Here is a 12,397-nt window from a genome sequence, read left to right on the forward strand (position 1 = left end):
ACGAACGAAAGCGGCCGTCACGCGAGAAGGCCGGCCATCTTCTCGGAACTCGCGCGTGATCACCTCCAGGCCCGGGGAAACCCCCGGACCGACCACCGCGTCAACCATGGGTACAGTCGGATACCCCTCGGCACCCCTGCGCGCCGGGGCCGCGAGAGCAAGATTCCGCCATGTGAGACCGCCCACGCGCATCCCCTGGTGATCGGGCGAATACGCAGATGGACATCATCTCGCCGACTGAGACTCCCATGGAAGCAAACAGCGTTTACCTGGTAGTTCGTTAGCCCCGGTCGATGACGATGAGAGGGGCTTCCACTGGAACGAGAAGACACGAGGAGCACCCACATGGCCATGGGCGAGCAACGCAGGAACGGCCGGCGGCCGGATGCGACCGACCAGACGATCCTCAGTGCTCTCGCCAAGGACGCGCGGACCGGGATCACCGAGATCGCCGCACTGGCCAATGTCTCCCGGGCCACGGCCTACAACCGGATCAAGCGTCTGACGGACGAGGGCGTCATCCGCGGTTACTCCGTGGTGACCGACCACTCGAAGATGGGTCTGGGCGTGACCGCGCTCGTGCTCATCTCCGGCAGCCAGCCGGACTGGCGGGCCAACCGGGAGATCCTCTCCTCCTACCCCGAGATCGAGTACTGCTGGTACGTGGTCGGTTCGGCGGACATCGTCCTGCTGGTCCGCGTCGCCAACACCAACCAACTGCGGGACCTGATCCTGACCCGCCTGCAATCGCTCCCCGGTGTGACGTCCACGCAGACGCTCACCGTCATCGACGAGGTCGTGCACCGGCCCGTCGTGGAGCCCGGCGACCTCGACTGAACGGACGACCCTAACCCCCGACCACCTCGGCGACCGAGGCCATCAGTTCGGCGAGCAACGCCGAACCCTGCGCGCGGGTGGCCGCGACATCGCCGTCCACGTCCATGACCACCTCGGCATAGGCCTTCAACTTGGGCTCGGTGCCCGAAGGCCGGAGCGTCACACGCCCCCGGGCCCCGCCCTCCAACCGGAAGCGCAGGGCATCGGTCGGCGGCAGACCCGCGTGTCCGGCGGCGAAGTCGTCGACCCCCGCGACCTTCAGGGGGCCGAACGCGGCGGGCGGTTCGGCGCGCAACCGCCGCATCGCCGCGTCGATCAACGACAGGTCCGACACGCGCACCGACAGTTGGTCGCTCAGGTGCAGGCCGTACGCGCGGGCCTGGTCGTCGAGCAGGTCGAGGAGGGTCCGCCCCTCCGCCTTCGCCCGCGCGGTCAGGGTCACCGCCATCAGCGCGGCGCCGATGCCGTCCTTGTCGGCGACCGGGCGACCCGCGTCACCACCGATGCAGTACCCCAGTGCCTCCTCGTACGCGAAGACCCGTCGGGTGCCGGGGCCGCCGGCCCGGGCCAGCCACTTGAACCCGGTGAGGGTCTCCTCGTAGTGCACCGCCCGGCCGCGGGCGATCATGCCGAGCAGGCTGGAGGAGACGATGGTGGTGGCCACCACCCGGTCGTCCCCGGTGGTGTGGTCGAGCACGAACTCGGCGAGCAGACCGCCCACCTCGTCGCCGGTGAGCGGCCCGTGCCCGGGGATCGCCAGGGCCAGCCGGTCGGCGTCGGGATCGTTGGCCACGACCAGGTCGGCGCCGATCGCCTCCCCCGCGGCCATCGCCAGGTCCAGGGCCCCGGGTTCCTCCGGATTGGGGAAGGACACCGTGGGGAAGTCGGGGTCGGGGTCGAACTGGGCGCCCACCACCTCCGGTGCCGCGAACCCGGCCCGTTCCAGCGCCTCGACCAGCACCCGGCCGCCGACACCGTGCATGGCGGTGTAGACGATCGACAGGTCGCGCGGTCCCGCGGGCACCGGCGCGGTGACGGCCGACAGGTACCGTTCGACGACCCCCCGGTCCAGGACCGTCCACTCCGTGCCCGACGGCAGGTCGCCGACGAGGCCGACCTCGTCGATGGCCTCGGAGATCTCGGCGTCGATCGGGGCCACGATCTGGGCCCCGGCGTCGTCCCCGTCACCGCCCACATAGACCTTGTAGCCGTTGTCCTGGGGCGGGTTGTGGCTGGCGGTGACCATGATCCCGGCGTCGGCGCCCAGGTCCCGCACCGCGAAGGCCAGGACCGGGGTGGGCAGGGGGGCGGGCAGGAGGGAGACCCGGTGTCCGGCACCGGTGAGGACCGCGGCGCTGTCGCGGGCGAAGTCCGCCGACCGGTGTCGGGCGTCGTAACCGATGACGACGTGCCCGGCGCCGCCGCGCGCGTGCAGCCAGGCGGCGATCCCGGCGGCGGTGCGCATGACCACGACACGGTTCATCCGGTTGGGGCCGGCCCCCAGCGCGCCGCGCAGTCCGGCGGTGCCGAACTCCAGCCGCCCGGAGAAGCGGTCGCCGAGGTCGGCGGCGGCCTCGACGTCACCCGCGGCGACCCGCTCCAGCAGGGCGGCCAGCTCGTCACGGGTGGCGGGGTCGGGGTCGCGCTCCATCCACGCGCGGGCGCGGGCGACGGTGTCGATGGTCATGGCGGATCTCCTCGGCTCGGGCTCAGACGCGGGCGACGATGTCGGCGAGCAGCCGACCCACGGTCTCGGCGGCGTCGCGACCGGCGGCCAGCACCTCCTCGTGATCGAGGTTGGCGCCCTCCAACCCGGCGGCGATGTTGGTGACCAGGGACATGCCCAGCACCCGGGCCCCGGCCTCGCGGGCGGCGATGGCCTCCAGGACGGTGGACATGCCGACCAGGTCGGCGCCCATGGCGCGGAGCATCCGGATCTCGGCGGGGGTCTCGAAGTGCGGGCCGGGCATGGCCGCGTAGACGCCCTCGGCCAGGCTCGGGTCCACTTCGAGGGCCAGGGCTCGCAGCTCGGCGGAGTAGGTCTCGGTGAGGTCGACGAAGGTCGCGCCGACCAGCGGCGAGCGGGCGGTCATGTTGATGTGGTCGGCGATGAGCACCGGGGTTCCCACCGTGTAGGTGGCGTTGATGCCGCCGGCGGCGTTGGTGAGCACGATGGTCCGGGCCCCGGCCGCGACGGCGGTGCGCACGTTGTGCACGACGGCGTCGGTGCCGTGCCCCTCGTACAGGTGGGTGCGGCCCAGGAACGCGAGCACGTCGCGGTCGCCGTCGACGATGCCGCGCACGGTGCCGCTGTGCCCCTCCACACCGGGGGGGAGGAAGCCGGGCAGTTCGGCGGCGGGCAGCTCGTCCCGTCCCTCCCCCAGGAGGTCGGCGGCGGGCGCCCAGCCCGAGCCCATGACCAGGGCGATGTCGTAGGCGTCCACCCCGGTGCGCGAGCGCAGTGCGTCGGCGGCCTGCTCGGCGATGGCCTTGGGTCCAGCGGTCACAGCGTGTTCTCCGTTCGTTCGTGCCGCGGGAGCGGCGCGGGGTGCGCCCCGGTGGACAGGGGGCGCGACATCACGTGTTGCGGGCCCGCGTCACCGGAGATGACACGCCCGGTCGCGGTGTACCCGGCGGCCTCGTAGACCCGCAGGGCGGCGTGGTTGCCGACGTTGACGCACAGCACGACCCTGTCGGCGTGCGGCGCGATCTCGGTGATCAACCGGTCCAGCAGGGGCGCGGAGCAGGAGGCCCGGCCCAGGCCCCGGCCCTGCCATTGTGGCGTGACGTAGTAGGCGCGCAGCAGCACGGCGCGCTGGGGTTCGGCGACCATGTCGCGCGTGCGCAGGGCCCGGTCCAGCACCCCGAACCCGACCGCCGCCGCCCGCGCGTCGGCCGCGTCCTCGACCGGCCCCAGCACGATGGCGAAGGGCACCCGGGCGGGGTCGGCGTCGGCGGCGGGCAGGGTGGCCACGGGCAGCCCGGTGAACCGGGACTGCCCGGGGGCCAGCCGGTGGCGCGACACGGCGGTGCGCAGCAGGGCGACCTCGGCCGTGTCCCGGTCCAACCGCACCAGGCGCGGCACGAGGGCCCGATCGGTCGGTGCCTCGGGACCGGCCGTGTCCACCGCGTCGTTCACCGCATCGCTCCTCTCCCGGACGTGCCCCTTCGGGCCCGTCGGAGTCCACGGGGCTCGGCGCCGGACGCGCTCCGCCCCTGGACTCAGACTGGCGTTCGACCCGGGCCCGCGCAAGCCGCCGTCCGCGACCTGTGGACGGCCCGGGTCATCTACCCCTCGTCCCCGTACGGATCAGACGCCGATGGGGTGCCAGACCGTCTTGGTCTCCAGGAACGGCGTCATCCGGGAGGTGCCGGGGTCGGGGTCGAGCCAGGCCTCCTCGCCGCCGTCGGCGTCGGGACCGCGGCGCAGCACCCGGGTGAGGGTCTGCGCGGCGGCCTCCTCGAAGGCGGTCGCGTCCTCCCCCGTCCCGGTCAGGTCCAGGGCGTTGACGTCGGCGTGCGCGGCCAGGTGCGGGCCCAGCTCGGGTACCCGGCCGGTGAGCAGGTTGACCACTCCGCCGGGCAGGTCGGAGGTGGCCAGCACCTCGGCCAGGTCCACGGCGGCCAGCGGCGCGGCCTCGGAGGACACCACCACGGCGGTGTTGCCGGTGGCGATGACCGGGGCGACGACCGAGGTGAGGCCGAGCAGCGGAGCGTTCTGCGGAGCGAACACGACGACCACACCGGTGGGCTCGGGGGCCGAGTGGTTGTAGTAGGGACCGGAGACGGGGTTGGCCCCGCCCAGGACCTGGGCGACCTTGTCGGTCCACCCGGCGTAGTACACCCACCGGTCGATGGCCGCGGAGACGACCTCCTCGGCCCGGACCCTCGTCAGGCCCTGGGCCGAGGCCGCCCGGGCGACGAACTGGTCGCGCCGGCCCTCCAGCACCTCGGCGACCCGGTACAGGATCTGTCCCCGGTTGTAGGCGGTGCGCCCGGACCACCCGGAGAACGCCTTGCGCGCGGCGGCGACCGCGTCACGGGCGTCCTTGCGGGAGGCCAGGGCGGCGTTGGCCAGGTGCGTTCCGTCGGTCGAGGTCACGGCGTAGCTCCTGCCCGACTCGGAGCGGGGGAAGGCCCCGCCCAGGTAGAGCTTGTAGGTCTTGCGGACCGCCAGTCGGGCGGGGACGGCGGGTGTCCTCGCCGCCTGGGCCGCGCCGCCCTTGTCGGCCTTGTCGGCCTTGTCGGCCTTCTTGCCGCCGCGTCGTTCAGCCAACGTAGGCCTCCAATCCGTGCCGTCCGCCCTCGCGGCCGTAGCCCGACTCCTTGTAGCCGCCGAAGGGGCTGGTCGGATCGAACTTGTTGAACGTGTTGGACCACACGACCCCGGCGCGCAGCCGTTCGGCGGTCCACAGCATGCGCGAACCCTTCTCCGTCCACACGCCCGCCGACAACCCGTAGGGGGTGTTGTTGGCCTTGCCGACGGCCTCCTCGGGGGTGCGGAAGGTCAGCACCGACAGGACCGGGCCGAAGATCTCCTCCCGGGCCACCCGGTGGGCCTGGCCGACGCCGGTGAAGATCGTGGGCGCGAACCAGTAGCCGTTCTCCGGCAGGTCGCAGGCGGGCGACCAGCGCTCGGCGCCCTCGGCCTCGCCGGAGTCCACGAGGTCGCGGATGCGCTCCAGTTGGGCGGCGGAGTTGATGGCGCCGATGTCGGTGTTCTTGTCCAGCGGGTCGCCCAGGCGCAGCTTGGCCACGCGCTCCTTCAGGCGGGGCATCAGTTCGTCGACGATGGACTCCTGCACCAGCAGCCGGGATCCGGCGCAGCACACGTGGCCCTGGTTGAAGAAGATGCCCGAGACGATGCCCTCGACGGCCTGGTCGATGGCGGCGTCGTCGTAGACGATGTTGGCGCCCTTGCCGCCCAGTTCCAGGGTGAGGCGCTTGTCGGTGCCGGCGACGGCGCGGGCGATCTGTCGCCCCACCTCGGTGGAGCCGGTGAAGGCGACCTTGTCGACGTCGGGGTGCTCGACCAGGGTGCGGCCGGTCCCCCCTTCGCCGGTGAGGATGTTGACCACGCCCGGGGGCAGATCGGCCTCCTGGCAGATCTCGGCGAAGACCAGCGCTGTCAGCGGGGTGGTCTCGGCCGGTTTGAGGACGACGGTGTTGCCGGTGGCCAGGGCCGGTGCGATCTTCCACGCGAGCATGAGCAGCGGGAAGTTCCACGGGATGACCTGGGCGGCCACACCGAGCGACCGGGGGGCGGGGCCCAGGCCGGCGTGGGCGAGCTTGTCGGCCCATCCGGCGTAGTAGAAGAAGTGGGCGGCGACCAAGGGCAGGTCGACGTCGCGGGTCTCCTTGATGGGCTTGCCGTTGTCCAGGGACTCCAGCACCGCGAGTTCGCGCGAGCGCTCCTGGATGATGCGCGCGATGCGGAACAGGTACTTGCCGCGTTCGGCGCCGGACATGCGGCTCCACACGGTGTCGTGGGCGCGGCGGGCCGCGGCGACCGCCCGGTCCACATCGGCGGGACCGGCGACGGCGACCTGGGCGAGCTTGGTCTCGTCGGCGGGGTTGAGGCTGGTCAGGTGTTCGCCGCTCTCGGCGGGGGTGAACTCCCCGTCGATGAACAGCCCATAGGACTCGCGCAGGGTGACGACGGAGCGGGACTCCGGTGCGGGCGCGTACTCGAAGATCACGGCTTCAGTCCAGCGTGTAGTAGTCGGGGCCCGGGTAGGTGCCGGTGGTCAGCCTGGTGCGCTGCATGAGCAGGTCGTTGAGCAGGCTGGAGGCGCCGATCCGGAACAGGTCCGGGGTGAGCCATGCGGGTCCGGCGGTCTCGTTGACCAGGACCAGGTTGCGGATGGCGTCCTTGGTGGTGCGGATGCCGCCGGCCGGTTTGACGCCCACGCGGCGGCCGGTCTCGGCGAAGTGGTCGCGCACGGCCTCCAGCATCACGAGGACGACGGGCGGGGTCGCCGCCGGCGAGATCTTGCCGGTGGACGTCTTGATGAAGTCGGCGCCGGCGCGCATCGCCAGGTGGGAGGCGCGGCGCACGTTGTCGTAGGTGACCAGCTCGCCGGTCTCCAGGATGACCTTGAGGTGGGCGTCACCGCAGGCCTCCTTCACGGCGACGATCTCCTCGTGCACCTTCAGGTAGTCGCCGGCGAGGAACGCGCCGCGGTCGATGACCATGTCGATCTCGCTCGCGCCGTCGGCGACGGCGGCGGCGGTGTCGGCGATCTTGACGGACAGGGGGGCGCGACCGGCCGGGAAGGCGGTGGCGACGGAGGCGACCCCGATACCGGTGCCGCGCAGCGCCTCGACGGCGGTGGGGACCATGTCGGGGTAGACGCAGACGGCGCCCACACCGGGCACGGTGCGGTCGGAGGGGTCGGGCAGCGCGGCCTTGGTGCACAGGGAGCGCACCTTGCCGGGCGTGTCGGCCCCCTCCAGGGTGGTCAGGTCGATCATGGAGATGGCCAGATCGATGGCCTGGGCCTTGGCGGTGGTCTTGATGGACCGGGTGGACAGATCCTGGGCCCGGGCGCGGGCACCGACCTCGTCGACGCCCGGGAGTCCGTGCAGGAACGTCCGGAGCGCGCGGTCGGTCGTCGCCTCGGGAGCGGATGCGGTGTGGGGCACGGGCACCTACAGCTCGGTCGAACGATGTGACTGCCCCCCGCCGGGGTCGGCGGGGGTGGCCCGGCACGGGATCGGTGATCCCCTCCGGGCCGTCAGGTGGTCACCATAACCCCGGAGGGCCGGGCCACCGGTACCCCTCGGGAGCGCATCGCCGAAGGTTGGAGAAGAGTCCAACCGAAGCTTGACCAAGGAATGGTCTTTTCCTCCAACAAGAGGGCGAGAACCCCCGAGAACAGCGTTTCCCGACATTCGGGATCCCCGCGCCCGGACCTGCGCGGTCTAGACCGGACTCGTCCTCCGGGCCCCTCCCGCCACCTCCGTCCGGGCTCGCGCGGACGGCGCGGATGCGTACCCTGTCCCCATGGCGGAGTTCCGGATCAGCAGCGATGACGAGCAGGTCGACCTGCGCAGGATGGCGACGGCCCTGGCCGAGTCCCAGGGGTGGGCGCGCGAGGACGTGGGCGTCTGGGACAACCGGCGCGGCGAGGTCATCGTCACCATCGACGACTCCCTGCTGCGCCGATCCGCTCCGGACCCGCGCACCCGGCCCCTGCACACGCCGCGCGACGTGCACAGGGCGTGCGAGGCGATCCACACCGAGGACGCCTCCCTGCGGGGCGTGGACTTCGCCTCCCTGCGCGACGAGGCGGCCCGGCTGTTCTCCGCCGGGTGGACCACCGAGGACGTGCTCCACGCGCTGGGTCACCGGCCCGACGGCGAGGCGTGGCCACGGGGGCCCGAACGGCGGGGCACCGAGTGGATGCTGCACCGGTTGCGCGCCTGGCGCACCCCCGACGGGGACATCCGTCCCTCCCGTTCGCAGGAGGGCGCCCAGTTGCGGGTCATCGGCAAGGCCGGGCTGCCGATGGACATCGGCCTGCCCGAGGACGCCGAGTCGACCCAGGGACCGGTGGCCAGCCCGGCGGTGGCGCGGTCGGCGGCCGACGACGCCCGCAGGCTCATCCGGCAGAACGCGCGCACCACCTCCGACACCCTGGCCCACCGGGACCGGACCTCGGCGACGATCCGCCGACCGGACTAAGGCCTGTTCTTCGCACGCCCTTCGCGCCCTCGGGGGTCGTGAGGACTTCCACGGGGGCTCTGGAGGTCGGCGGAGGAGACGTCCGGGGGGAAGCGCGGCCGAGGGCGCCCACGGGGTTCTGGAGCCCTGGAGCGAACGCCCGAGGAACGGGGACACGAGCGCGGGGCCGAAGGTCCCCGTTCTCCGGGCGCGCCGGGCACGAACCGAAGCGCGGGTTCGAAGGAACACGGACCGGTCCGCCCGGCCGATGCCCGGGACGCCGCAGGGGCGGTCCTACCTCCGGTCCTCGCGCAGGGAGTCGACCAGGCGGACGGCGCCGTCGGCGGCCTCGCCCAGGACGATCTCCGCCGGGCCCCGCCCCACGACGAGCCGCCACAGAGTGGCGAGGACCAGCGACCACAGGACGAACTGCTCCAGCAGCCACGGGGTGTGGAACTCGTACCCGACCGCGGAGATGATCAGCGCGAGCGCCACCAGGTGCCCGGTGTAGACGGTCAGCGGCATGCGGCCCACCGAGGTCAGCGGGTACATGACGATCCGCGCCCGGTCGCACAGCCACATGCACAGGACCATCACCACCAGCCCCTGGCCGATCGCCTCCAGTATCTCGAAGGTGGTCCCGGTGTGCGGGGTGTTGACCGCCAGCCACCACCACGAGTCGGTGGGCACCTGGCCCGAGATGGACTCTGCCTCGTCCCGGACCAGGTAGCGCAGTTCCTCGACCAGCGTCGGATCGGTGATCGTCGACAGCGGGGCGCCGAGCAGCTCGGGGGCGCGCGCCTCCATCAACCGGTCCATCCCGCCCAGCGGGCCCAGGGCCAGCCACGAGCCCAGGTGGCCGCAGACGGCGGCCACGGCGCCACCGACGAGCAGCCGCGACCGCGTCCCCGTGGCGGTGAGGTCCAGTCGGCCCACCGCCATTCCGGCGATCACGAAGACCATGAAGGTCACCGCCGGGTAGTAGCCGGTGAGGAAGAACTCGGTGAACGAGGTGAGCGCCCCGGTCCGGGGTACGGCCGGGAAGAAGGCGTCGCGCAGCAGGAACGACAGTGGCGGGCCGACGACGGCCAGGACGCCGGCGACGGTCCACAGCGCCCCCGAGCGCAGCTTGACCAGGGGCAGGGCGAGCAGGAAGAACCCGCCGTAGTAGGTGAGGATGACGGCGACGGGAACGGCCATCATGTCCAGGATCAGACCGAGCAGCGCGATGAGCACGGCGCGGGTGACGATGCGCACCACGGACCGGAAGAGCGGTTCGCCGGAGATCGGCCGGGTGCGGCCGGTCATCATGGCCAGGGAGACCCCGGCCAGGAAGGCGAAGAGCGCCGACGAGTTCCCCCGCACCACCCCGTGCAGGTCCCAGGCGTAGTTCTCCGGGGACAGGAGACCCATGGAGTCCACCCCGAGGTGGACGATGAACATACCGAAGACGGCGAGGGCCCGGGCCGCGTCGATGCCGTCGATACGGGTCTTGGCGGGGGCCGGACCGGAAGCCGGTTCGGCGAGGTCGTCAGGTCGCTTCTGTGCCACGCGGGCCAGGTTATGCCCCCTGGGGTAGGGCCACAATCAAGACACTTCGCCCCGGTGTGGCCGGCTCCGGCCAACGTGCCCGGTAGGCGACCGGTCGATGGGCGTGGTGCCGTCCGACAGGGTCCGGTGGGTCCGGTTCCCGGGGCCGGGCGGCCCCGGGAACCGGTCGCGGTCAGCCCACGAGGGTGCTGAAGTGGTCCAGCGCCTCCGGGTCGGCGAGGGAGTCGCGGCTGGCGACCTTCCCCGGGGCCTCACCCATGAGAATGCGCTTGACCGGCACCTCCAGGATCTTGCCGGAGAGGGTGCGCGGCACCGCCGGGACGACCCGCACCCGGTCGGGCACGTGCCGGGGGGAGCAGTCGGTGCGCACGCGCCGGGCGATCTCCTTGACGAGGGCGTCGTCGAGTTCGGCGCTCTCGCGCAGGACGACGAACAGTTCGATGCGCGAGGAACCCTCGCCCTGGGGCACGTCGACGACCAGGGCGTCGGTGATGTCGTCCACGGCCAGGACCGCGCGGTAGATCTCGCTGGTGCCCATGCGGACGCCGCCGCGGTTGATGGTGGAGTCCGAGCGGCCGTAGATGATCGCGGTGCCCCGGTCGGTGATCTCGATCCAGTCGCCGTGCCGCCAGACGCCCGGGTACATGGAGAAGTAGCTGTCGCGGAGGCGCTCGCCGCCCTCGTCCCCCCAGAAGAAGACCGGCATGGACGGGGCCGGGCGGGTGACGACCAGTTCGCCGACCTCGCCGATGAGCTCCTTGCCGTCGGGGTCCCAGGAGGCGACGGCCATGCCCAGGGCGCGGGACTGGATCTCGCCCTCGTACACCGGGAGGGTGGGGGTACCGCCCACCAGGCAGCTGCACACGTCGGTGCCGCCGCTGGTGGAGAACAGCCACAGGTCGTCGCCGAACTCCTCGTAGGCCCACGCGAACGCCTCGGGGCTGAGCGGGGAACCGGTGGAGCCGATGGCCTTGAGGCGGGACAGGTCGCGGCCCCGGCGCGGGTGGACGCCCTCCTTCATGCAGGAGGACAGGAACCCGGCGCTGGTGCCGAACACGGTGATGCCGGCCTCGGCGGCCAGGTCCCACAGCGTGTCCAGCTCGGGGGCGGCCGGACTGCCGTCGTACAGGACGATGGACGCCGGGGTCAGCAGCACGCTGACCAGGAAGTTCCACATCATCCAGCCGGTGGTGGTGAACCAGAAGACCCGGTCGTCCTCCTGCGCGTCCAGGTGCAGGTGCAGGTTCTTGAGCTGTTCGAGGAGGATGCCGCCGTGCCCTTGGACGATGGCCTTGGGCAGTCCGGTGGTGCCCGAGGAGTAGAGCACCCACAGGGGGTGATCGAAGGCGACGGGGGTGAACTCCAGGTCCGCTCCGGCCCCGGATGCCTCCAGGGCCGACCAGGCCAGGGTGCCCTCGACGGGGTCGGCGCCGGGCTCCAGGTGGTCGAGGAGGACGGTGTGCTCGACGGTGGGCAGGGCGGCGCGCAGTTCCTCGACGACGGGACGGCGGTCGAAGTCCTTGCCACCGTAGCGGTAGCCGTCGACGGCGAGCAGGACCTTGGGTTCGATCTGGGCGAAGCGGTCGATGACGCTGCGCACGCCGAAGTCGGGGGAACAGGAGGACCAGATCGCGCCCAGAGAGGCCACGGCGTAGAACGCGGCGACGGTCTCGGGCAGGTTGGGCAGGTAGGCGACGACCCGGTCGCCGGGGCCGACGCCGAGTTCGCGCAGACCTGCGGCGATCGCGGCGGTGCGTCGGCGCAGCTCGCCCCAGGTCCACTCGGCCAGGGGGCGCAGTTCGGTGGCGTGGCGGATGGCGACCCGGTCGGGGTCGCGGCCCTCGAAGAGGTGCCGGGCGTAGTTGAGGGTGGCACCGGGGAACCAGCGCGCGCCGGGCATGACGTCCTCGGCCAGGACCCCGTCGTGGGGGGTGTCGAAGCGGACGCCGTAGTACGCGCGGATCGCGTCCCAGAAACCGTCGACGTCGGTGACCGACCAGCGCCACAGGGCGTCGTAGTCGAAGTCGCCGTCGTCACCGAAGGCCTCGACGCCCTCGTGCTCGGCGGCCCATCGGGCGAAGGCGACGATGTTGGAGGCCGCCACCGTCGTCTCGTCGGGTTCCCAGAGCACACGGGGCACGCTGCTCTCCGTCATTGGCCCGCCTTCCCATTCGCGTGGCTGTGTGTTGCGGTGAGGTCCATCTAACAACACACCATGACCGGGGTCATGCCCCGGGCATCCCTTCGCGAAGGCCGGAGGACTCTGGGAAGTACGCAGGTCACACCGTGTTCACGGGGCCTGTGGAAGGTCCACTGCCGGGCGCGACCCAACAGTGGGAACCC

10 protein-coding genes are annotated in these 12,397 nt (G+C 72.1%); 2 read left to right on the plus strand and 8 right to left on the minus strand.

All coding sequences use genetic code 11. The features are described from left to right. The first annotated feature begins 345 nt into the window (after positions 1-345). Positions 346-837 (plus strand): Lrp/AsnC family transcriptional regulator, encoded by a 492-nt coding sequence (locus tag PWG71_RS22180; RefSeq protein ID WP_274811863.1) that lies wholly within the window; start codon positions 346-348, stop codon positions 835-837. A 10-nt stretch (positions 838-847) separates the two neighbouring features. Here PWG71_RS22180 and PWG71_RS22185 read toward each other — a convergent pair whose 3' ends face one another. The 6 genes from PWG71_RS22185 to deoC all read right to left on the minus strand — a co-directional run bounded on the left by PWG71_RS22185 (position 848) and on the right by deoC (position 7,488). Next, positions 848-2,524, minus strand: coding sequence for a phospho-sugar mutase (locus PWG71_RS22185; RefSeq protein WP_274811864.1), 1,677 nt, complete (start codon positions 2,522-2,524; stop codon positions 848-850). A gap of 22 nt (positions 2,525-2,546) precedes the next feature. Beyond that, the gene (locus PWG71_RS22190) at positions 2,547-3,344 is read right to left on the minus strand and encodes a purine-nucleoside phosphorylase (protein WP_274811865.1); all 798 of its coding nucleotides are present in this window, start codon (positions 3,342-3,344) and stop codon (positions 2,547-2,549) included. Then, positions 3,341-3,976, minus strand: a complete 636-nt coding sequence (locus PWG71_RS22195; protein WP_274811866.1) for a GNAT family N-acetyltransferase — start codon at positions 3,974-3,976, stop codon at positions 3,341-3,343. The genes PWG71_RS22190 and PWG71_RS22195 overlap by 4 nt, the downstream gene beginning before the upstream one ends. Before the next feature lie 171 nt (positions 3,977-4,147). Further along, entirely contained in the window at positions 4,148-5,113 is a 966-nt protein-coding gene (locus PWG71_RS22200; RefSeq protein WP_274811867.1) for an aldehyde dehydrogenase family protein, read from the minus strand. Beyond that, entirely contained in the window at positions 5,106-6,536 is a 1,431-nt protein-coding gene (locus tag PWG71_RS22205; protein WP_274811868.1) for an aldehyde dehydrogenase family protein, read from the minus strand. The genes PWG71_RS22200 and PWG71_RS22205 overlap by 8 nt, the downstream gene beginning before the upstream one ends. A gap of 4 nt (positions 6,537-6,540) precedes the next feature. Further along, entirely contained in the window at positions 6,541-7,488 is a 948-nt protein-coding gene (gene deoC / locus PWG71_RS22210) for a deoxyribose-phosphate aldolase (RefSeq protein ID WP_274811869.1), read from the minus strand. Positions 7,489-7,843: 355 nt separating this feature from the next. Between deoC and PWG71_RS22215 the strand changes: the two genes are divergently transcribed. Next, a complete protein-coding gene (locus PWG71_RS22215) occupies positions 7,844-8,524 on the plus strand; it encodes a hypothetical protein (protein ID WP_274811870.1) in 681 nt (226 codons plus the stop codon). 273 nt (positions 8,525-8,797) lie between these two features. Here the strand turns inward: PWG71_RS22215 and PWG71_RS22220 are convergent, their stop codons facing one another. Next, the gene (locus tag PWG71_RS22220) at positions 8,798-10,054 is read right to left on the minus strand and encodes a heparan-alpha-glucosaminide N-acetyltransferase domain-containing protein (protein ID WP_274811871.1); all 1,257 of its coding nucleotides are present in this window, start codon (positions 10,052-10,054) and stop codon (positions 8,798-8,800) included. Positions 10,055-10,226: 172 nt separating this feature from the next. Further along, entirely contained in the window at positions 10,227-12,209 is a 1,983-nt protein-coding gene (locus tag PWG71_RS22225; RefSeq protein ID WP_274811872.1) for an acetoacetate--CoA ligase, read from the minus strand. Between the last annotated feature and the right edge of the window lie 188 nt (positions 12,210-12,397).

The sequence above is a fragment of the Nocardiopsis sp. N85 genome (genome assembly GCF_028882275.1).
GTDB classification, from domain to species: Bacteria; Actinomycetota; Actinomycetes; order Streptosporangiales; family Streptosporangiaceae; genus Nocardiopsis; species Nocardiopsis lambiniae.

Bases quoted from the DNA above. Each gene is read 5' to 3' on its own strand.
- PWG71_RS22180 (WP_274811863.1), top strand. From the start codon at position 346: ATGGCCATGGGCGAGCAACGCAGGAACGGCCGGCGGCCGGATGCGACC.
- PWG71_RS22185 (WP_274811864.1), bottom strand. From the start codon at position 2,524: ATGACCATCGACACCGTCGCCCGCGCCCGCGCGTGGATGGAGCGCGAC.
- PWG71_RS22215 (WP_274811870.1), top strand. From the start codon at position 7,844: ATGGCGGAGTTCCGGATCAGCAGCGATGACGAGCAGGTCGACCTGCGC.
- PWG71_RS22225 (WP_274811872.1), bottom strand. From the start codon at position 12,209: ATGACGGAGAGCAGCGTGCCCCGTGTGCTCTGGGAACCCGACGAGACG.